The sequence below is a fragment of the Brevundimonas sp. M20 genome, from assembly GCF_006547065.1.
Lineage (GTDB): Bacteria > Pseudomonadota > Alphaproteobacteria > Caulobacterales > Caulobacteraceae > Brevundimonas.
Window position 1 is genome coordinate 838,487 of record NZ_CP041243.1, and the last position, 20,639, is coordinate 859,125.

Annotated in this window: 19 protein-coding genes and 1 pseudogene; 10 read left to right on the top strand and 10 right to left on the bottom strand. The window is 67.2% G+C overall.

Features of this window, described 5'->3' with window-relative positions; all coding sequences use genetic code 11:
* Window positions 1-39 precede the first annotated feature (39 nt).
* The 6 genes and pseudogenes from FKQ52_RS04005 to FKQ52_RS04030 form a co-directional block, all read left to right on the top strand.
* A pseudogene (locus tag FKQ52_RS04005) lies at window positions 40-1,218 on the top strand (phage major capsid protein); the annotation flags it as partial.
* Window positions 1,219-1,540: 322 nt separating this feature from the next.
* The gene (locus tag FKQ52_RS04010; protein WP_141625996.1) at window positions 1,541-2,128 is read left to right on the top strand and encodes a hypothetical protein; all 588 of its coding nucleotides are present in this window, start codon (window positions 1,541-1,543) and stop codon (window positions 2,126-2,128) included.
* Between the two features lie 90 nt (window positions 2,129-2,218).
* Window positions 2,219-3,148, top strand: a complete 930-nt coding sequence (locus FKQ52_RS04015) for a DnaJ C-terminal domain-containing protein (RefSeq protein ID WP_141625997.1) — start codon at window positions 2,219-2,221, stop codon at window positions 3,146-3,148.
* Between the two features lie 3 nt (window positions 3,149-3,151).
* Entirely contained in the window at window positions 3,152-4,315 is a 1,164-nt protein-coding gene (locus tag FKQ52_RS04020; RefSeq protein ID WP_141625998.1) for a phosphoserine transaminase, read from the top strand.
* Window positions 4,316-4,387: 72 nt separating this feature from the next.
* Window positions 4,388-5,683: an adenylosuccinate synthase gene (locus tag FKQ52_RS04025; protein WP_141625999.1), complete on the top strand. Its 1,296-nt coding sequence runs from the start codon at window positions 4,388-4,390 to the stop codon at window positions 5,681-5,683.
* A 72-nt stretch (window positions 5,684-5,755) separates the two neighbouring features.
* The gene (locus FKQ52_RS04030) at window positions 5,756-6,562 is read left to right on the top strand and encodes a two-component system response regulator (protein ID WP_141626000.1); all 807 of its coding nucleotides are present in this window, start codon (window positions 5,756-5,758) and stop codon (window positions 6,560-6,562) included.
* A 71-nt stretch (window positions 6,563-6,633) separates the two neighbouring features.
* On the opposite strand, the gene rpoH is transcribed toward FKQ52_RS04030, so the two are convergent.
* The 3 genes from rpoH to FKQ52_RS04045 all read right to left on the bottom strand — a co-directional run bounded on the left by rpoH (window position 6,634) and on the right by FKQ52_RS04045 (window position 9,054).
* Window positions 6,634-7,521 (bottom strand): RNA polymerase sigma factor RpoH, encoded by an 888-nt coding sequence (gene rpoH, locus FKQ52_RS04035; protein WP_141626001.1) that lies wholly within the window; start codon window positions 7,519-7,521, stop codon window positions 6,634-6,636.
* Between the two features lie 215 nt (window positions 7,522-7,736).
* On the bottom strand, window positions 7,737-8,042 hold the full coding sequence (locus tag FKQ52_RS04040; RefSeq protein ID WP_141626002.1) for a GNAT family N-acetyltransferase: 306 nt from the start codon (window positions 8,040-8,042) through the stop codon (window positions 7,737-7,739).
* Between the two features lie 10 nt (window positions 8,043-8,052).
* A complete protein-coding gene (locus FKQ52_RS04045; protein ID WP_141626003.1) occupies window positions 8,053-9,054 on the bottom strand; it encodes an RluA family pseudouridine synthase in 1,002 nt (333 codons plus the stop codon).
* Between the two features lie 99 nt (window positions 9,055-9,153).
* Here FKQ52_RS04045 and FKQ52_RS04050 point away from each other — a divergent pair, with 99 nt between their 5' ends.
* Complete coding sequence (locus FKQ52_RS04050; protein ID WP_141626004.1) at window positions 9,154-9,792, top strand: DUF2799 domain-containing protein; 639 nt, start codon at window positions 9,154-9,156, stop codon at window positions 9,790-9,792.
* A gap of 23 nt (window positions 9,793-9,815) precedes the next feature.
* Here FKQ52_RS04050 and fba read toward each other — a convergent pair whose 3' ends face one another.
* From fba to FKQ52_RS04080, 6 genes are all read right to left on the bottom strand, one after another.
* A complete protein-coding gene (fba, locus tag FKQ52_RS04055) occupies window positions 9,816-10,901 on the bottom strand; it encodes a class II fructose-bisphosphate aldolase (RefSeq protein ID WP_141626005.1) in 1,086 nt (361 codons plus the stop codon).
* A gap of 142 nt (window positions 10,902-11,043) precedes the next feature.
* The gene (pgk, locus tag FKQ52_RS04060) at window positions 11,044-12,237 is read right to left on the bottom strand and encodes a phosphoglycerate kinase (protein WP_141626006.1); all 1,194 of its coding nucleotides are present in this window, start codon (window positions 12,235-12,237) and stop codon (window positions 11,044-11,046) included.
* 21 nt (window positions 12,238-12,258) lie between these two features.
* Window positions 12,259-12,618, bottom strand: coding sequence for a hypothetical protein (locus FKQ52_RS04065; protein ID WP_141626007.1), 360 nt, complete (start codon window positions 12,616-12,618; stop codon window positions 12,259-12,261).
* Window positions 12,618-13,625 (bottom strand): type I glyceraldehyde-3-phosphate dehydrogenase, encoded by a 1,008-nt coding sequence (gene gap, locus FKQ52_RS04070; protein ID WP_141626008.1) that lies wholly within the window; start codon window positions 13,623-13,625, stop codon window positions 12,618-12,620. Before gap ends, FKQ52_RS04065 begins: the two co-directional genes overlap by 1 nt.
* A 118-nt stretch (window positions 13,626-13,743) precedes the next feature.
* Entirely contained in the window at window positions 13,744-15,276 is a 1,533-nt protein-coding gene (locus tag FKQ52_RS04075) for an ATP-binding protein (RefSeq protein ID WP_141626009.1), read from the bottom strand.
* A complete protein-coding gene (locus tag FKQ52_RS04080; protein WP_240811734.1) occupies window positions 15,273-15,992 on the bottom strand; it encodes a response regulator in 720 nt (239 codons plus the stop codon). Before FKQ52_RS04080 ends, FKQ52_RS04075 begins: the two co-directional genes overlap by 4 nt.
* Before the next feature lie 132 nt (window positions 15,993-16,124).
* On the opposite strand from FKQ52_RS04080, the gene FKQ52_RS04085 reads away from it, so the two are divergent.
* The 3 genes from FKQ52_RS04085 to FKQ52_RS04095 are packed head-to-tail and all read left to right on the top strand — an operon-like array spanning window position 16,125 to window position 19,468.
* The gene (locus FKQ52_RS04085; protein WP_141626011.1) at window positions 16,125-16,844 is read left to right on the top strand and encodes an EF-hand domain-containing protein; all 720 of its coding nucleotides are present in this window, start codon (window positions 16,125-16,127) and stop codon (window positions 16,842-16,844) included.
* Window positions 16,845-16,903: 59 nt separating this feature from the next.
* Window positions 16,904-18,187 (top strand): S41 family peptidase, encoded by a 1,284-nt coding sequence (locus FKQ52_RS04090; protein ID WP_141626012.1) that lies wholly within the window; start codon window positions 16,904-16,906, stop codon window positions 18,185-18,187.
* Window positions 18,188-18,196: 9 nt separating this feature from the next.
* Window positions 18,197-19,468: a S41 family peptidase gene (locus FKQ52_RS04095; RefSeq protein ID WP_141626013.1), complete on the top strand. Its 1,272-nt coding sequence runs from the start codon at window positions 18,197-18,199 to the stop codon at window positions 19,466-19,468.
* Here the strand turns inward: FKQ52_RS04095 and purT are convergent.
* On the bottom strand, window positions 19,439-20,635 hold the full coding sequence (gene purT / locus FKQ52_RS04100) for a formate-dependent phosphoribosylglycinamide formyltransferase (protein WP_141626014.1): 1,197 nt from the start codon (window positions 20,633-20,635) through the stop codon (window positions 19,439-19,441). The two genes, FKQ52_RS04095 and purT, sit on opposite strands and share 30 nt — an antisense overlap.
* Window positions 20,636-20,639 lie beyond the last annotated feature (4 nt).

A 20,639-nucleotide genomic window follows, 5' to 3' on the forward strand; every position in this document is an offset into this window, starting at 1 on the left:
CCTAACCGCGATCGGCGGTTTCTGAGAAGCGAAGACGACATGAAAGAGACCAAACAGGCTCCGGCAACGCCGGAGGCGCGCGCCGCCCTGCACGAAATGATGGCGGCGTTCGAGGCGTTCAAAGGCGCCAATGACGCACGGCTGGCCGAGGTCGAGCGAAAGACCTCGGCCGATACCCTTCTGGAGGAAAAGGTCGCGCGTATCGACCGGGCGGTGGCCAGTGCGCAGGCCCGGCTCGACCGCGTTCTGAGCGAAAGCCGCCGCCCGCCGCTGGGTATTGAGCCGAAGGCGGTCGAAGCCCCCGAGGCCAAGGCGGCTTTCGATGGTTACCTGCGAGCGGGTGGCGGCCTCGGCCTGGAACTGAAGGCCGGGCTTTCATCGGCCTCCGACTCGGCCGGCTACGTTGTGCCGGAACAGACCGAACGGGCCATTGAGCGGCGTCTGACCGCGGGGTCGCCGATGCGGGAAATCGCGTCGGTGCGAACGGTGCAGGCCGGCGTCTTCCGCAAGCCGGTGTCGATCAGCGGGGTCGGATCGGGCTGGGTGGCCGAGACGGCCGGGCGACCCGAGACCGACCCCGCCACACTGGCGCTGCTGGAGTTCCCGTCGGCGGATCTCTACGCCTGCCCGGCGGCGACACAGTCGCTGCTCGACGACGCTCTGGTCGATCTGGACGAGTGGTTGGCCGCCGAGGTGGAGGACGCCTTCGCGGCGCAGGAGACCCAGGCGTTCGTCAACGGCGACGGAACGAACAAGCCGCGCGGCTTCCTGAACTATGACATCGTCGCCGATGCGGATCAGGACTGGGGCGAAATCGGCTATGTCGCCTCGGGCGCGGCAGGCGCATTCGCGGCAGCCAACCCGACGGACCGGCTGATCGATCTGATCTATGCGCCCAAGGCCCAGTACCGGCCGAACGCCCGCTTCGTGATGAACCGACGAACAGTCTCGGCGGTTCGCAAGTTCAAGGATGCAGACGGCAACTACATCTGGCAGCCGGCGCAGCGGGCAGGGGATACGGCCTCTCTGCTCGGCTATCCGGTGAGCGAGATCGAGACGATGCCGAACATCGCGGCAAATGCGCCGGCTATCGCGTTCGGTGACTTCCGACGGGGGTATCTGATCGTCGACCGTGCAGGGGTGCGGGTGCTGCGCGACCCCTATTCGGCCAAGCCGTATGTGCTGTTCTACACCACCCGCCGCGTTGGTGGCACCGTTCTTCAGAATAGTGGAGTTGCCGCCGCTCCCGGGCCGGGAGGGGGCAGACCAGCCTGTCGCTGTCGTAGCGGCCGATCCATGGCGCGAAATGGAAGTGCGCGCGGGGCCGTCACCCGAGGCCCTGACTGTGCGTGGGGCGGTCCGCTCGCCCGCGACGGTGGCGACCCTGCTGCATCCGATCACCCGCGGAGCGCGCCATCGCTGGGATCATACACAGACGTTGACGATCAACGTCGAGGGGCGTGCCCCCGAGAGCCTGAGTACTGCGGCTGTATTGGGCGGTGGGAACGCAATCGCCCTGGAAACCGGTCAGGGATGGGAGTTGATCCAGTTCCGCCGGGCGGACCTGTTGGGTGATGACACATGGCGGCTGTCAGGCCTGTTGCGGGGGCAGCAAGGGACCGAGCGCGCCATGAACGCCGGTGCGTCCGCGGGAGCGGTGGTTGTGCTGCTGGACTCCGGTCCGGAGAGGATGGTCGTGGCGGCGGGAGAGCGGAACCTGCCTTTAATCTGGCGAGCCGGCCCCGAGGGCGTTCCGGGTGGCGAGGGCGTCACGGAGACTCAATTCCAACTGACTGGCGCTCATGCCCGCCCCTGGAGCCCCGCCCATCTCAGAGTGAAGGCGCTCAACGGGGGAGGTTTCACGCTCAGCTGGATTCCTCGCTCGAGAATCTGGGGAGACCTGTGGGATGGCGACGACTATCCGAGTGATCCGTCTCGTTTCCGTATCCGGGTAATGGACGATGACCGGCCGGTCCGGGTGTGGGAAGTTCAAGCCGCCGAGGGCGTCTATTCGTCTGAAGACTTCGCGGCTGATTTTCCTGACGGAGCACCCGCGCGTGTCAGAATCGCCGTGGCGCAATGGGGCGAGGGCTACGGATGGGGCGAGGAGGCTTTGTTCCGACTGTGATCTGCTGCATCCGCGAAGGATGAGGTTTGCGGAATCCTTCGGATGGCCTAACTGAAATGCTCGGCATTTGACGCAGGAGCGAACTCGAACGTGGCGGGCGATCCCTACAAGGAACTGGGCGTGGCCCGGGGTGCGAGCCAGGACGAGATCAAGAAGGCGTTCCGCAAGCTCGCCAAGGAACTCCATCCCGACAAGAACCCCGGAAACAAGGAAGCCGATGAACGCTTCAAGCGTGTCACAGCGGCCTTTGACATCGTGGGCGACAAGGACAAGCGCGCGAAGTTTGATCGTGGAGAGATCGACGCTGACGGCCGTGAACAGTTTCGCGGTTTCGGCGGCGGCGGCGCGACCGACGGGCGTGGCCCTGGCGGGTTCGGCCAGAACCCGTTCGGTCAGGGCAGCGGCGCGCGCGGCGGTTTCGAAAACATCGATCTCGACGAGATATTCGGCGGCATGTTCGGTGGTGGCGGCGCGCGTCAGGGCGCCCGTGGGGGGGGCTTCGCCAAGGGACAGGATGTTCGCGCGACGCTGGAGATCAGTCTTGAAGACTCGATTTCCGGCGCGACACGGCGGATCCAGTTTTCCGACGGCCGCACGCTGGATGTCGCCATCCCCAAGGGCGCAGGCGACGGTCAGACCATTCGTCTGAAGGGGCAGGGCATGCCCGGCAGGGGCGGTGAAAGCGGCGATGCGTTGATCGAGTTGAAACTGGCTCCGCACCCGGTCTTCACCCGCGATGGGGCGGACCTGACGATGGATCAGCCGGTGCCGCTCTATGATGCTGTTCTGGGCGGCAAGGTACCGCTCAGGACGCCGGAAGGCACAGTCAGCATGACCATTCCCGCCGGGTCGAGTTCGGGCAAGGTCTTGCGTCTGAAGGGGCGGGGCGCCTTCGCCAACGGAAAGCGCGGTGATCTGCTGGCCAAGCTCATGATCGTCTTGCCCGAGGGCGACGACGCATTGACCAAGCTGGCCCAGAAGGCGCGTGACGCCGGGCCGATCCGGCCGTTCCGTGACTGACCGATGACCAGCAAGCCGAACGCCAAGCCTGAACGTCCGTGGTTTTCCTCTGGCCCGACCGCCAAGAGGCCTGGCTGGTCCTCACAAGCGATTTCCCATGATTTGTTGGGACGAGGAATCCGCGCGCCGGAAGTGGTCGGTCGCTTCGCCTACGGGCTGAAACTGACCCGCGAACTGCTTCAGCTCCCCGAGGATTGGGTGATGGTCTACGTCCCGGGCTCCGACACCGGCGCGGTCGAGGCGGCGATGTGGTCGATGCTCGGTGAGCGTCCGGTGCAGGTTCTGGCCTTCGAGAATTTTGGAAAGGTCTGGGCGACCGACGCCAAATCGCACCTGAACCTTGATCCCGAAATCATTTCTGCGCCTTGGGGGCAGTTCCCGGACACGTCGCGGGTCGATCCGGCAAAGGATCTGGTCTTCCCCTGGAACGGCACGACCTCTGGCGTGAAGGCGCCCGGCGCGGACTGGTTGTCGACCGAGCGCGAAGGCCTCGTGATCTGCGACGCCACCTCCGCGGCGTTCGCCATGCCCCTGCCATTCGAGAAGCTGGATGTCGTGACCTTCAGCTTCCAGAAGGCATTGGGCGGTGAAGCCGGGTTGGGCGTGGCCGCCCTGTCGCCACGGGCGGTCGAGCGGCTGGATCGCTACGAGCCGCCTCGTCCTGTTCCCAAGGTTCTGCGTCTGCGCGGGGACAACGGCTTCGAGCGAACGCTTGCGACCGGTTCGATGCTGAACACCTTCTCGGTCTGGACGCTGGAAGACTGGATCGACGGCGTTGAATGGGGGATTTCGATTGGCGGCCTTGAGGCCCTGATCGCGCGCACCGACGCCAACGCCGCGGCGCTGGACCGGTGGGTGTCGCGGACGGATTGGGTGGAGTATCTCGCCGAAACGCAGAACATCCGTTCGACCACCTCTGTCTGCCTCAAGATTGTCGATCCACGCGTCACGGCGCTGGATGATGAGACCCGTCGGGATCTGGTCACCCGGATGAAGGCGCTGGTTGAGAATGAGGGTGCGGCCTTCGACATCGAAGGCCACCGCAACGCGCCCGCCGGTCTGCGCATCTGGTGCGGCTGCACGGTCGATGTGGCGGACATCGAAGCCCTGACGCCTTGGCTGGATTGGGCGTTCGCCACGGCGATCATCGAATATTCCGTCGACTGAGCAGGACACCCGGCGATTCCCCCGCTATAGGCTGCGCCCGCATTCCGGAAACCGGATCAGCGGAGAAGTGTCTTGGCGAACGTCGCGGTAGTCGGCGCCCAGTGGGGTGACGAAGGCAAGGGCAAGATCGTCGACTGGTTGTCGAACCGGGCCGATATGGTCGTGCGGTTCCAGGGCGGGCACAACGCAGGCCACACACTGGTCGTTGACGGCAAGGTCTACAAACTGGCGCTGCTGCCCTCGGGCGTTGTGCAGGGCAAGCCGTCGATCATCGGCAACGGCGTGGTCGTTGATCCTTGGCATCTGGTCGGCGAGATCGAGAAAATTCAGGCCCAGGGCGTGGCCATCACCCCGGACATCCTGACCATCGCCGACAACGCCTGTCTGATCCTCCCGGTCCACCCGGCGCTGGACGTGGCGCGCGAGGCCGCCGCCAGCGCGCCTGGCGCCAGGATCGGCACGACCGGGCGCGGCATCGGTCCGGCGTATGAAGACAAGGTGGGCCGTCGCGCCATTCGGGTGTGCGATCTGGCCAACGAAGACGATCTGAAGATCAAGATCGACCGCCTTCGCTCGCACCATGACCCGCTGCGCGCGGGTCTGGGGCTTGAGCCCATCGATCCCGACGTTCTGCTGAAACAGTTGCTCGAGATCGCGCCCAGGATTCTGCCCTATGTGAAGCCCGCCTGGCGCGTGCTGGATCAGGCGCAAAAGTCCGGCAAGCGCGTGCTGTTCGAAGGGGCGCAGGGCGCCTTCCTCGACGTGGATCACGGCACCTATCCCTATGTGACCAGCTCAAACACCGTGGCCGGTCAGGCTGCCGCCGGCTCCGGCATTGGTCCGCGCGGCGTCGGCTATGTGCTGGGCATCGTGAAGGCCTACACAACCCGCGTCGGCGAAGGGCCCTTCGCCTGCGAGCTCAACGATGCGGTCGGCGAGCATCTGGCGACCGTCGGTCGTGAGGTCGGCGTCAACACCGGTCGCGCCCGTCGTTGCGGCTGGTTTGATGCTGTGCTGGTGCGCCAGTCCGTGGCGATCAACGGTATCGACGGCATCGCCCTGACCAAGTTGGATGTGCTGGACGGGCTGAAGACTTTGAAGATCTGTGTCGGCTATCGGGTCAATGGCGAGGTGCTGGACTACCTGCCCTCCAGCCTGAAGGACCAAGCCGCCGCAGAGCCGGTGTTCGAGGAGCTGGAAGGCTGGATTGAAAGCACCGCCGGTGTCCGGAGCTTCAAGGACATCAACGCCAATGCGATCAAATATGTACGCCGCATTGAAGAGCTGATCGGCGCGCCGGTGGCTCTGCTGTCCACCAGCCCGGAGCGGGATGACACCATCCTGATGCGTGATCCGTTCCTCGGCTAAGGACAACTCCTTAGCGTTCAAGTCAATTTAACCCGGACCGATCATAAGGGGTGGACCTGAGGAGGTTTCCCCTTGTTCGCTATTGATCGTCGCATCCTCGCCCGGATTGAGCCGGTGACGAAGCGGGTTCTGATTGTCGACCCTAACCCTCACGCCGCGAGGCTGTTGACGGACGTCGTCAAGGCGCTGGGCGCCCGTGATGTGATCGTGGAATCGGAGGAGGCGCGGGCGCTCAAGGCGGCGTCAGCGCTGGAGCCCGGCATCATTTTCACTGAACGCACTGGACCCGGGCTGGATGGTGAAAGCCTGTCGCGCCGCATCCGTCGGTCCGACATGGACTGCCGCCGCGCGCCGATCATCATGGTGACGGCTGAAGCGACCGCGACGACCATTCTGGGCGCCCGGGATTCCGGGGTTCACGAGTTCCTGCGCAAGCCGTTCACCAGCGGCGACTTGCTGAAGCGGGTGGAGAACGTGGCGCTGAAGCCGCGCGACTGGATCGAGGCGGTCGGCTATGTCGGCCCGGATCGCCGCCGCTTCAACTCGGGTGAGTACACCGGTCCGGCCAAGCGCAAGGGCGACCGGGGGACGAGCGGCGCGGCGGCCATTGACGCGGCCAAGGATCAGGCGATGCGCATCCTCGCCTCGGCGCTGGATCAGTTCGATCATGATCCCATGCAGGCGGTCCGTGCGATCCGCGAGCAGGCCGGGGCCCTGAAGGCCGTGGCCATGAAACTGGCTGACACCCGTCTGGTTGTCGCTGTCGGTGCGCTGGAGGTCAGTCTGGCTGCCGGCGCGGCCAGCAAAGAGACCCTGGCGGCTCCGATCGGCGCCTTGCTGGCGATGCATCAGGCCGCGCCCATGAAAAAGGCGGGCTGAACCAGCCCGCCTTGATCAGTTTTGCTTTGTCGCTAGCGCTCGCGACGCGGTCGCTCACTGCTTGAGCGCCTTTAAGCGTCGACCAGATTCCGCTCTTCCGCGGCGGCGCGCATGGCCTTCTGCAGCTTCTCGAACGCCCGCACCTCGATCTGACGTACGCGCTCGCGGCTGACGCCGTACTGGCCGGCCAGTTCTTCCAGCGTCACCGGGTCATCCTTCAGGCGACGCTCGGTCAGGATGTGTTTCTCGCGGTCAGTCAGCTCTTCCATCGCTTCCTGAAGCAGGCCCATGCGGAGCGACTTCTCCTCGTTCTCCGCCAGCGCCGTCTCCTGCGAAACAGCGTTGTCGTCGGCCAGCCAATCCTGCCATTCGCTTTCGCCGTCCGCGCGCAGCGGGGCGTTCAGCGAGGCATCGCCGCCAAGCCGGCGGTTCATGCTGATCACATCCTCATTGGTCACGCCCAGCTTGGTGGCGATGGCCTCGACGTGTTCCGGATGCAGGTCGCCCTCCTCGAAAGCCGAGATCTGGCTCTTGGCCTTGCGCAGGTTGAAGAACAGCTTCTTCTGCGCGGCGGTGGTCCCCATTTTGACGAGCGACCAGCTGCGCAGGATGTATTCCTGGATTGAGGCGCGGATCCACCACATGGCGTAGGTCGCCAGACGGAAGCCCTTGTCCGGATCGAATTTCTTGACCGCCTGCATCAGCCCGACGTTGCCCTCGGATATCACTTCGCCGATCGGCAGGCCGTAGCCGCGATACCCCATGGCGATCTTGGCCACGAGACGAAGGTGCGATGTCACGAGGCGGTGGGCGGCTTCAGGGTCCTGATGTTCCGTCCAGCGCTTGGCCAGCATGAACTCTTCGTCCTTGGCCAGCATCGGAAACTTTCGGATTTCCGTGAGATAGCGCGACAGGCCCTGTTCGGGCGACATCACCGCAAGTGTAGTATTGGAAGCCATAGTCTTTGGTCCCTCCGACCGTATCCCGAGCGGGTCCAACGGTATCGGCCACCGAATGTGCACCGACGCCTCACCCCTCAACCGGCTAGATGGGAACGGGTTTCCGTCTTTGTCAGAGGCGGATTGTCACACGAAAGCGTGACCGTTGCCCGGGCGCCACTACGCCAGTCGAGGGAGCTTATAGCGGATAGTTAGTTTCTAATCAATACGCACTATCAGAGGCCGAGAATCTGGCGATAGGTCGGGTGCACGGCTTCGGCGTGTTCCGGATGCTTCTGCAGATAGCTGGAGAAGAAAGGGCAGACGGGCAGAATCAGCAGGCCGCGCGCCTTCGCGTCGGAAAGCACGTGTTTGGCCAGTCGGCTGGCGATGCCGCGGCCTTCCAGCCTTTCCGGAACCAGCGTCTCGGTGATCATCAGGTTGGGCGGCGACAGGTTGTAGGTCACCACGGCGACCTCGCCGTCGACGGTTAGTTCGTAGCGCTTGGCGTCGGCGTTATCGCGGATTTCGGGATCAAGCATCTGGCGACCTTCAGAGGTGTTGGAGGAGGGTTTCGAGTGCCTGCATGTCGGCGGGCGGCGCGGTCTCGAACCGCAGGGCCTCGCCGGTAACGGGATGAACGAAGCCGAGGACGGCCGCGTGCAGCGCTTGTCGGGTCAACCCGGCCTCGGCAACGGCGGCGCGCACCGGGGCCGCGGGACTGCCGGAGCCATAGACAGGGTCCCCGAGGATCGGTGAGCCTTTCGAGGCCAGATGGACCCGGATCTGGTGCGTGCGTCCGGTGTGCAGGGTGCAGGCGACGCGCCCGGCCAGCGGCGCTCCGCCGGCCCGCGCCGGCTCTCCGAAGGTTCGATCCACCACATAGTCGGTGATGGCGTTGCGCCCGGTGGACTTCAGCACAGCCATCTTCTTGCGGTCGGAGGATGAGCGACCGATCAGGGTCTCGATACGCCCCTTCGACGGACTTGGCGCGCCGCGCGTCAGGGCGATGTAGGTGCGTTCAATGTCGTGGGTGGCGAACAGCGCCGAGAGCCCCTGATGCGCGCGATCCGTCTTGGCGGCGACCATGACGCCGGAGGTGTCCTTGTCGAGCCTATGCACGATCCCCGGTCGCGCGACGCCGCCGATCCCCGATAGGCTCTCTCCGCAATGGGCCAGCAGGGCGTTGACCAGTGTGCCGGTCTCATTGCCCGGCGCGGGATGGGCCGCCATGCCCGCGGGCTTGTCGATGACGATCAGGTCCGCGTCTTCATAGAGCACAGCCAGCGGGATCGCTTCGGGCTGCGGCGTGGCCGGCGCGATCGGGGGCAGGGTGATGGCGTACAGGCCTGCCTTCGCCTTGGACGAGCCGCCCGAAATCACGCCCCCGTCGAACGTCACCGCGCCCTCGCCCAGCAGCGTTTGCAGACGCGCCCGCGACAGGCTCGGGAAGGCTTCGGCCAAGGCCTTGTCCAGACGCACGCCCGCCGTCTCGATGCGAGCCTCCAGCACCGGGGCGTCGTCGTCTTCCGTCAGCAAGGGTTCGTCAGACACCCCGCACCTCTAGCATGGGCCGGACCGCGCGCGTCAAACCCGTCTTGGACCGAGCGTGGCGGCAAGGTAGAATATCGACGGTCTTCGGGGGAGGGCGCGATGCGCATCGTTGTCGTCGGTATGGCCTTGGTCGTCGCGGGCTCGCTGCTGGGCAGTTGCGCGACCATGAGCGCGGAAGAGTGCATGGCCGGCGATTGGGGTGGTCGCGGCTTCGCGGACGGCGCGGCGGGCTACGCCCAGAGCCGTCTGGGGGAGCATGCCGAGGCGTGCAGCAAGCATGGTGTCGTTCCCGATGACGGCGCCTATCGCGCCGGCTGGGCGCAGGGCGTGCTGCGCTACTGCACCCTGCCCAATGGCTTCGCCCAGGGCCGCAGCGGCGCAGCATACAACGGCGTCTGCCCGCGCGACCTTGAGCAGGACTTCCTGCCCGCCTATCAGGACGGTCAACTGGTCTATGCGGCCGAACAGGCGGTCTCCACAGCGCGAAGCAGCGTCGACAGTCTGGGCGGCCGACTGACCGAACTCGACGACAAGATCACGGCGAAACAGCGCGAACTGCGTCAGGACGGCCTGACCGATGAGCAGCGGGATCAGATCCGCAACCGCATCCAGGAAATCCGTCGTGAGCGCGAGGACACCGAGCGCAGCTGGCGCCGTGCCCAGGATGAGGTGGATGACGCCGAGCGCAACGCCCGCGACGTTCGTTATCGCTTTCAGAGACTCTACGGCGCCTGGTGAGAGCGCCGTAGGTCACGTCAGGATCAGGCCGCGCGCGAGGCGGCGCCGCCGAAGTGCGGGTCCAGCTCGCCCGAAGCGTAGCGCTTGGCCATCTGGGCGGTGGACAGCGGCTTGATCTTCGAAGCCTGACCTTCGCAGCCGAACTGCTGGTAGCGCTCGATGCAAAGCTTGCGCATGGCTTCCTTGGCGGGCTTCAGATAGGCGCGCGGGTCGAACTCGCCCGGCTTCTCGGCCAGCACCTTGCGGATGGCGCCGGTGATGGCCATCCGGTTGTCGGTGTCGATGTTGATCTTGCGCACGCCGTGCTTGATGCCGCGCTGGATCTCCTCGACCGGCACGCCCCAGGTCTGGGGCATCTGGCCGCCGTATTGGTTGATGATGTCCTGCAGGTCCTGCGGCACCGACGACGAGCCGTGCATCACCAGATGGGTGTCCGGCAGGCGGCGGTGGATTTCCTCGATCACGTTCATGGCCAGCACTTCGCCGTCCGGCTTGCGGCTGAATTTGTAGGCGCCGTGGCTGGTGCCCATGGCGATGGCCAAGGCGTCGACCTTGGTGGCGCGCACGAAATCGACGGCCTGATCCGGGTCGGTCAGCAGGGCCGAGTGGTCCAGCTTGCCTTCGAAGCCGTGGCCGTCCTCGGCCTCGCCCATGCCGGTTTCCAGCGAGCCCAGCACGCCCAGTTCGCCCTCGACCGAGACGCCGCAGCTGTGCGCCATCTGGGTGACGCGGCGGGTGACGTCGACGTTGTACTCGTAGCTGGCCGGGGTCTTGGCGTCTTCTTCCAGCGAACCGTCCATCATCACCGAGGTGAAGCCGTACTGGATGGCGGTGGCGCAGGTCGCCGGGCCGTTGCCGTGGTCCTGGTGCATGCAGACCGGGATGTGCGGGTACAGCTCGGCCAGGGCGTCGATCAGCTTGGCCAGAACGATGTCGTTGGCGTAGCTGCGGGCGCCGCGCGAGGCCTGGATGATGACCGGCGCGTTGACCTCGTGGGCGGCCTCCATGATGGCGAGGCCCTGCTCCATGTTGTTGATGTTGTACGCGGGCAGGCCGTAGCCTTCCTCGGCCGCGTGATCGAGCAGTTGTCGCAGCGTGATGCGCGCCATGGCGTGGTCTCCTGAGCCCTTTTTGATTTTGGGCAGGGTTTAGACCGGCGACGGATGGAAGTCACGCTGTGTTACAGCCGGGCAGGCCCGTCCCTGCAAGGAAGAACGGGCCTGTGGCGGGCAAGCGACGCCCGTGGAGCCGTCAGGCCTGAAGCGCTTCGACGCCGGGCAGGGGCTTGCCTTCCATCCACTCCAGGAAGGCGCCGCCGGCGGTGGAGACGAAGGTCATGTCGTCGGCGACCCTGGCGTGATGCAGGGCCGCGACGGTGTCGCCGCCGCCGGCCACGGCAACCAGCTTGCCGGCCTTGGCCAGTTCCGCTGCGTGCTGGGCGGCGGCCACGGTGGCGCGATCAAACGGCGGCACCTCGAACACGCCCAGCGGGCCGTTCCAGATCAGGGTCTTCGACGCATCCATCGCCGCGATCAGACGGGAGACGGTCTGCGGACCCGCATCCAGAATGCGGTCGTCGGCCTGAATGGCGTCCAGTCCGCGCACGTCCGGCTCGACACCCGGCGTCAGGCCCTTGGCCGTCACCACATCGACCGGCAGCAGGAGTTCGCAGCCCTTGGCTTCCGCCTCGGCCATGATCTCGCGCGCGGTGCCGGCCAGATCCTTTTCACACAGCGAGGCGCCGACATCGTGCCCTTGGGCGAACAGGAAGGTGTTGGCCATGCCGCCGCCGATGGCGAGGCGGTCCAGCTTGCCGACCAGGTTCTTCAGCAGATCCAGCTTGGTCGAGACCTTCGACCCGCCGACGATGCCGATCACCGGCTTCTGCGGATTGCCCAGCGCGGCGTCCAGCGCATCCAGTTCACGGCGCATCGACTCGCCCGCATAGGCGGGCAGCAGGCGGGCCAGACCCTCGGTCGAGGCGTGGGCGCGGTGCGCGGCCGAGAAGGCGTCGTTCACATAAACATCGCCCAGTTCCGCCAGTTGCGCGGCGAAGGCCGGGTCATTGCTTTCCTCACCCGCGTGGAATCGGACGTTCTCCAGCAGGATCACGCCGCCCGCGTCCAGATCAGCCACCGCCGCCTTGGCTACATCGCCCACGCAGTCGTCGGCGAACCGCACCGGCGCGCCCAGCAGGTTTTCGAGCGGCTCGACCACCGGCTTCAGGCTCATGGTCGAAACCCGCTGGCCCTTGGGCCGGTCGAAGTGCGCCAGCAGCGCCACCTTGGCGCCCGCGTCCCGCAGCTTCTGGATCGTCGGCAGGGCCACGCGCAGCCGGGTGTCCTCGGTGACCTTCCCGGCCTCCATCGGGACGTTGAAGTCCACGCGAACCAGCGCCGTCTTGCCGGCGAGGTCCTTGGCGTCGTCGAGGGTGCGGAAGGTCATGGGGTGCCGGGTCTCGAGAGATTAGAAAGGATTGCAGACAGGATAGGCCATGAGCCAATTTTGCCAGGCGGCAAACCCGAATAGGAGGAGCGCGAGCACCGTCAGAACAATCGTCAGCGGTGAGCGGGGAGCGGGTCGAACAAATGCGACGAGAGCGGCGAGCCATAGCGCTCCCAGCAACGCGAACACCGTCGATCCGGCGAAGGCGCCGAGTCCCGTTCCGGGCATTCTATGATCGAGCGTTGGGCCGAACATCGCGGGGTAGAAGACTACATTTCGGATGAAGCAACCCAGCGTCACGCCCATCGACGCGACCGGGGCTGCCATGACGATCACGATTCCATGCAGGAACCGGCCGGCACGGGGCCCCGGCTTCAGCATCAGAGGAACTTCGCCATCTGCAGGGCGGTGTCGCTCATGCGGGTCGCGAAGCCCCACTCGTTGTCGTACCAGCTCAGCACGCGGGCCAGCTTGCCGTCGACGACCTGCGTCTGCGGCAGGGCGGCGGTCGACGAGGCGGCGATGTGGTTCAGGTCGGTGGACACGACCGGATCGTTGGTCGTGAACAGCACGCCCTTCATCGGACCGTCGGCCGCAGCCTGCAGGGCGGCGTTGATCTCCTGCGCCGTCACTTCGCGCCCGGCGACGACCTTCAGGTCGACGACCGAGACGTTCGGAGTCGGGACGCGGATCGACGAGCCGTCCAGCTTGCCCTTCAGTTCCGGCAGCACGAGGCCGAGGGCCTTGGCGGCGCCGGTCGAGGTCGGGATCATCGACAGGGCGGCGGCGCGGCCGCGGTACAGATCCTTGTGCATCGTATCCAGCGTCGGCTGGTCGCCGGTGTAGGCGTGGATGGTGGTCATGTAGCCGCGCTCGATGCCGAACAGATCGTTCAGCACCTTGGCCACCGGGGCCAGGGCGTTGGTGGTGCACGAGCCGTTCGAGACGATGATGTCGTCGGCGGTCAGGGTCTCGTGGTTGACCTTGAAGACGATGGTCTTGTCGGCGTTCTCGCCCGGAGCCGAGATCAGCACCCGCTTGGCGCCGGCCTTCAGGTGGGCCTCGGCCTTGTCACGGGCGGTGAAGATGCCGGTGCACTCGAACGCGATGTCGACGTTCAGTTCCTTGTGCGGCAGGTTCGCCGGATCGCGCTCGGCGGTCACCTTGATCTTGCCCAGACCCACGTCGATCCAGTCGTCGCCGTGCTCGACCGTGCCGGGGAAGCGACCGTGGACCGAGTCGTACTTCAGCAGGTGGGCATTGGTGGACACCGGACCCAGATCGTTGATCGCCACGACCTCGATGTCACGACGACCGTGCTCGACGATCGAGCGCAGGACGAGGCGTCCGATACGGCCGAAACCATTGATGGCGACGCGAACGGTCATGGGCGGGGCTCCCTTTGGGTGATGCCGGAATATAGTTCGGCGCTTCAATGAGACCCAGAGCCCGGCGTTTCAACCCCGCGACCGTAACAAGACGTGATGAACTGTAACGCCCCGCCGCTCAGAACGCGCCCATGGGCACGGCCAGCCGGGCGATCAGGCCGCCGCCGCGACGGTTGGCCAGCGTCACATCGCCGCCCGCGCCCCGCGCCGCCTGCCGCGCCACGGTCAGACCCAGACCCGCGCCGCCGGTTTCCCGGTTGCGGGATTGCTCGCCACGTCGGAAAGGTTCGAACACCGCCTCCAGCTCGGCGTCCGGCAGGCCGGGGCCGTCATCCTCGACCGTGATGACCGCCTGGCCATCCAGCGCGAAGGCCTTCACCCGCGCCGCGCCGCCGTACTTCACCGCATTGCCGATCAGATTGTCCAACGCCCGCCGCAGCGCCGCCGGGTCCGCCAGTACGTTCAGATGAGCGCCGCCGTCGAAGACCACGTCCGCGCCGGTCTCGGCGAAGCCCGCCGCGCAGTCGGCGGCCAGGGCATCCAGATCGACCGTCTCGCTGCGTTCCGGCGTCGTCTCGCCGCGCACGAAAGCCATGGCCTGTGCGATCAGGGCGTCCATCTCCTCGATATCCGCGACCATCCGGTCCCGCACCGCGTCCGGCGCCGATTCCGCGCGGAAGCGCAGGCGGGTCAGGGGCGTCCGCAGGTCATGCGCGATCGCCGCCACCGTCTGCGTCCGCTGGCGCATGTGATTGCGCAGAGAGGCCTGCATGTCGTTGAACGCGTGTATGGCGGTCCGCACCTCCGAGGGCCCGGAGGGCGTAAGCGGCTCGGCTTCCGGGTCGGCGCCCAGACGCTCGGCGGCGCCGGCGAACACCCGGATCGGGCGGGTCAGCCTCTGCGCCATCCACCACACCAGCGGCGCCAGCAGCAGGACCGAGATGCCCAGCGCCAGCAGAACCCGCTGCTGCCAGGGTGACAGCAGGCCGTGCGGCGGCTCGACCGTCGCCCATCGACCGTCGTCCTGCTGCACAGAGGCGGTGAAGGGCGCGAACGTCAGCCGGTCAGCCCGGATGGTGAATTGCTGGACGCTGGAGTTGACCACGATCTGTCCGCCACGCTCGGGGCGGCTCATGAGAAAGCGCGTGGCGGCGTCGGTGGGCGACGTGGCTGTCGGCCCCTCTGTCCGTCGGGCCTCGCTCTCGGTCGCGCCGGACTTTCCGACGGCATCCGGGCGCACGAAGACGTAGTTGATCTCACCCGCGGGCCTCATGCGGATCGGCGGACCATCCGGGCTGGGGCCCCGGCGACGCGGCGGGCCGCGTTCGACCGAGACGCGCACCTTGTTCGCAGACACCCCCAACCGGTCAGCCAGCGAGGCGGCGATGGCCAGAGCGACAGGGTCGTGGGAATCCCGCTCGGTCCGCTTGACCGGCTGATCAGTGATCCGGCGCTGCAGGGGGCGGCCGTCCGAGGTCTCCGCCGTCTCGCCCTTCAGCGCCTTGCTGGCCGCGTCGATGCTGAAGCCCACAGGCTTCGGGTCTGGCGACAGCACCACGAGCGCGAAGGTCACCGCTTGCGACAGGACCAGCGCCAGCACCGCCAGCGCGGCGACCTGGAACAGGACCGGGAAGGAACTCGGACGTTTCAAGCGGCGCCCCTCAGACGCTCGACCTTCACATCGAACATATAGCCTTCGCCGCGCAGGGTCTGGATCATCTCCAGCCCTGACCCGTCGTCCAGCTTCTTCCTCAGACGGCTGATCTGCACGTCCATGGCCCGGTCGAAGACATCGGCGTCCGAGCCCCGGGCGCGCTCCAGCAACTGGTCGCGGGTCAGCACCCGGCCGGGCCGCTCGGCGAAGGCGCGCAGCAGGGCGAACTCTCCGGCGGACAGGCTGACCAGTTCGCCGTCCGGTCGCGTCAGTTCGCGACGCAGCAGGTCCAGCTTCCAACCCGCGAAGCTCAGGGCGGGGCCGCCAGTGCTGACGGCTTCCTCGCGCGGACGGCGCAGCACCGCCCGCACCCGCGCCAGCAGTTCGCGCGGATTGCACGGCTTGGCCAGATAGTCATCGGCGCCCAGCTCCAGACCGATGATCCGGTCCATGTCCTCGCCCATGGCGCTCAGCATGATGATCGGCACGCCCTTGCCGGAGATGCGGCGGCAGACGGACAGGCCGTCCTCGCCCGGCATCATCAGGTCCAGCACGATGAGGTCCGGCGCCTGAAGCGCGATGGCGCGATCCATCTCGGCGGCGGATGCGGCGCCCACGGCCTCATAGCCGTGCTGACCGAGGTAATCACAAAGCACCTCACGGATGCCGGGGTCGTCATCGACGACGAGAACGCGGGACGTATCAACTTGCATGGGAGCCATTCTGACCGAGCGCGGCGCCGCCGTCATTTCAGCGCTGAAATATTACGGGCGAACGTTGAAATATCTGTGCAAGCGCCGGGTGGTCCAAAGGGGGTGCATCGAAACTCCGGAGCCCGAGTCCCCATGCTCTCTGTCATCGCCCTCTCCGCCGCCCTTCTGCAGGAACCGCCGGCGCCGCCCCCGCCGCCGCCCGTCGAAGCGCACAGCCGCGTCGTTTTCCTCGGCGCCGATGGCGGCCCGCCCGGCGAACTGGACGCCGATAACGACGGCCAGGTCACCCGCGAGGAATTCGCAGCCCCGATGAACGGCGCCTTCCACCGCCTGGATAAGGATGCAGATGGTCGTCTTTCGCCTGACGAACTGGCCCGGCGTCCCGGCGCTCTCGAAGACGGCGTCACGATCCGCCGTCTCGGCGACGGCGAGGTCCAGCGCTTCGAACTGCGCCGTCCCGGTCCGGCGGGCGAAAGCCCGGCCCGCTTCAGCCGTGATGGCGGACGGACTGTGGTGTTTGTCTCGCCTGATGATGACAGCGCCGGGTCCCGGGTGGTCGTGCGGCCCCGTCGGGGCGGCCCCGGCGTCATCCGGTTCGACGGCGTCGGTCCCGGCGGCAGCCTGCCTCACGGAGGCCGCGTCGTGGTCCATGCCGCCGATGGTCCAGGAAACCGCGACCTCGACAAGGACGGCGACGGCAAGATCAGCGAGGCCGAGTTCACCGCGCCCTTGCGTGAAGCCTTCGCGCGCATGGACGCGGATCGTTCCGGCTTCATCGAGGAAGGCGAACGGGGCCGCGACGGCGAGGTCCGAGTCTTCACCCACCGCATCGAGACTCCGGACGACGAGTGATCCGCACCCGTCGATTTCGTGATTTGGCCGTCGCTCGACCGGCGCCATAACGTGGACGGATGATCTTCCGTCGTCTCGTCACACGACTGACCGCGTCGGCCGCGATGGGCCTTGCGCTCATCGCGGCGCCGTCGTTCGCGGCGCCCGTGGTGGAAGGGCCTGTCGTCACCGCTCCGCTCGGCATCGCGGCGTCATCCCCGACAAGGGAACGGGCCCGGATGAACCAGCGGGTGTTCGACCGGGTCTGGGGCGAGGTGCGGACCCAGTACTATGACCCGGACCTGCACGGCGTCGATTGGGACGCGGCGCGTCGCACCTATCGTCCACAGGCCCTGCAGGCCGTCGACGACCGGTCGCTCTATCTGGTCATCGACCAGATGTTGAACCTTCTTGATGACGACCATGCCGGGGCCTCATCGCCCGCCGTCGCGCATCGGCAGGACACCCTGCGCCAGCGCCGCGCCGCCATCGGCCTGTCCCTGCGTCCCGATCCCGTCCACCACGGCGACTACCGGATCGAGGCCGTGCGGCGGGGCTCGCCCGCTGAAGCCGCCGGGGTTCAGGAAGGCTGGCGGCTGCGCGTCAGCGAAGACGGCTGGAGTCCGGAAGTCGATGTCACCGAGGGGCGGACTCTCAGTCTGGTCTTTCTGGATGACGAGGACCGTCCGCACGCGCTGGACCTGACCCCGGTGGTCATGGAGCCGCAGCCGGCCTTCGCCGCAGACCGGTCGCGCCCAGGCGTGGTGGTCCTGCGGATCGAGGGGTTTGAGGCCGGTCTCGGTCGCTGGATGGGGCAGGAACTCGCCGACCTCTCGCCGGACACAGATCTGATCATCGACCTGCGGGGCAATCCCGGCGGACGCCTGATGGAGGCCGACGCGGTTCTCAGCTGCTTCCTGCCGCGTGATCAGGCCTGGGCGACGCGCACCCCGCGCTCGGGCCGCCACATCGTGCTGAGCACCGCGGGCGGCTGCGGTGATCTGGACGCGCCAGTCTCCAATCCGGTCGCGGTTCTGGTCGACAGCGACAGCCGGTCCGCCGCCGAACTGACCCCCGCCGCCTTGCAGGAGGCCGGGCGCGCCGTCGTCGTGGGCGAACGGACCGCCGGCGCGGTGCTGATCTCGCAGGAAACCCGCCTGCCCGACGGCGGGCGGCTAACCCTCAGCCGGTCGGATTTCGTCACCTCCGGCGGCGTCCGTCTGGAGAAACGTGGCGTGATCCCGGATGTGGAGGCGTCCGCCACCCGTCTGGACCGGCGCGAGGGCCGCGATCCGGCGCTGGACGCCGCGATCACTCTCCTGTCCGGCGAAACCGCCTTGGCTGATCCCGCGCCTTCGCTCTAGCCTGCGCGCATGTCCCGTTTCAGCCTGCGCATCCTCTTCGTCGGTCTGGCGCTGTCGCTCGCGGCCTGCGCCTCCATTCCCTATGCCAAGCCCGATGTGCTTCCGCCGCCGGTGCGGGTCGCTGACGGTTCGCCGGAGCGCGCGGCGCTGAATGGTGAGGTCTGGGATGCGGCGGTCCGTTACACCGAGCGGCTGTTCTACAAGCCCGACTTCGGCGGCGTGCCCTTCTCGCAGGAGGCGGCCGCCCGCCGCCCCGCAGCCCTCTCCTCGCCTGACGAAGACCAGTTCTATGCCCGGCTGACCGAACTGCTGGATCTGCTGGACGACGACCACACGCATGCCCTCGGCCCGGTCGAACGCGAGATGGTCCGCGCCCGCGAATTGGGCGAGTCGCGGGCCGGGTACGGCGTCGTCGTTACAGCGCGCGGGGATGACCGCGTCGTCGCCTTCGTCCGCCCCGGCACGCCCGCGGCAGAGGCCGGCGTCCTGCCGGGCTGGCGGATCGACAGCGTCAACGACTTCCCGATCCTCGTCGCGCCTCCAGCCGTGGCGGGCCGAACGGACCGTGTGGTCTTCATTGACGATGATCAGGCCCGGCGCACGCTCGACCTGACGGCGGTTCTGCTGGAACCTCGCCCCCGCTTCGAGACCCGGACGCTGGCCGACGGCGTGGCCTATATCCGCTTCGATGACTTCGACCTGGCCCGATACAATCAGTTCAAGGCCGAGATGGAGCGGCTGGCCGAAACCCCGCCGCCGGGCCTGATCATCGACCTGCGCTCCAACGGGGGCGGTGGTCTGAACTTCGCGGGGCTCATCCAGTCGTGGTTCTTCCCGGACAAGCAGGACATCACCGTACTGCGGGGGCGATTCATCGACCGGCGCATGTTCGCCGATCCCGCGCCGCATCCCTACGCCGGGCCGGTCGCGATCATCGTCGGGCCCGGCTCGGCCAGCGCCTCGGAACTGCTGTCCGGCGTCATGCAGGAGAAGGGCAGGGCGGTGGTCGTCGGCGAGACCACCCGCGGCGCGGTCACCGGAACACGCGCGATCAACCTGCCGGACGGCGGCCTTCTGCGCGTCGGCATGATCGTCATGACCACCCCGGCCGGACGCAATCTGGAGAAGGTCGGCGTAATCCCGGACGTCGTGGCGCCGGACGACTGGCGCGCCATCCGCGATGGGCGGGACCCGCCGCTGGACGCCGCACTGGCGAACGTGCGCGAGCGGGCGACCGCTTCAATCGAGGTGTCAGCCGGCGACCGGCCGGACCTTCCCTGACGCTTCACGGGCCCGCTCGCGGGCCTGATCGGTGTCCGCGCCCCGCGCCAGCGCCACGCCCATCCGGCGACGCTCGAAGCTCTCCGGCTTGCCGAACAGGCGCAGGTCGGCGGTCGGCACCGACAAGGCCTCGGCCACACCCTCGAAGGCGATGCCCACCGCGTCCATGCCCCCGTAGATAACCGCGCTGGCGCCCGGCTCACGCTGGCTGACATCCACCGGCAGGCCCAGAATGGCGCGGGCGTGCAGGGCGAACTCGCTCATCGTCTGGGTGGCCAGCGTCACCAGTCCGGTGTCGTGCGGGCGCGGGCTGACTTCCGAGAACCAGACCTGTTCGCCCTTCACGAACAGCTCCACCCCGAAGACGCCCAGACCGCCCAGTACGTCCGTGATCTTGCGTCCGATATCCTGTGCTGAGGCCAGCGCGGCGGCGGTCATCGCCTGCGGCTGCCAGCTCTCGACATAGTCGCCCTTCACCTGCCGGTGGCCGATGGGCGCGCAGAAGTCTGTGCGGATCGAACCGTCCGCCGCCTTCGAGCGCACGGTCAGCAGGGTGATCTCGAAATCGAAGTCGATCTTGCCCTCGACGATCACCGTCGCCGTCTCGACCCGCCCGCCCGACTGCGCATAGGCCCAGGCGTTGGGGGCGTCCTCGATGGCCTCCACCATCAACTGGCCCTTGCCCGACGACGACATCACCGGCTTTACGAACACCGGCAGGCCGATCTCATGCGCCGCGGCGGCCAATTGGGCGGCCGAGGTGGCGAAGGCATAGGGGCTGGTCGGCAGGCCCAGTTCCTCGGCCGCCAGACGACGGATGCCCTCGCGGTTCATGGTCAGCTGGGTCGCGCGGGCGGTCGGGATCACGGTCGCCATCCCGGCTTCCTCGATCCGCGCCAGCACGTCCGTGGCGATGGCTTCGATCTCCGGCACGATGATGTGCGGGGCCTCGGCCATGATCAGGCCGTTCAGCACCTGCGGATCGGTCATCGGGATGACGTGGCTGCGGTGCGCCACCTGCATCGCCGGGGCGTTCGGATAGCGATCAATCGCGATCACCTCGGCGCCCAGCCGCTGCAGCTCGATGGCGACCTCCTTGCCCAACTCGCCCGAGCCCAGAAGCATCACGCGAATGGCGGAGTCGGAAAGCGGGGTGCCGAGGCGCATGGGG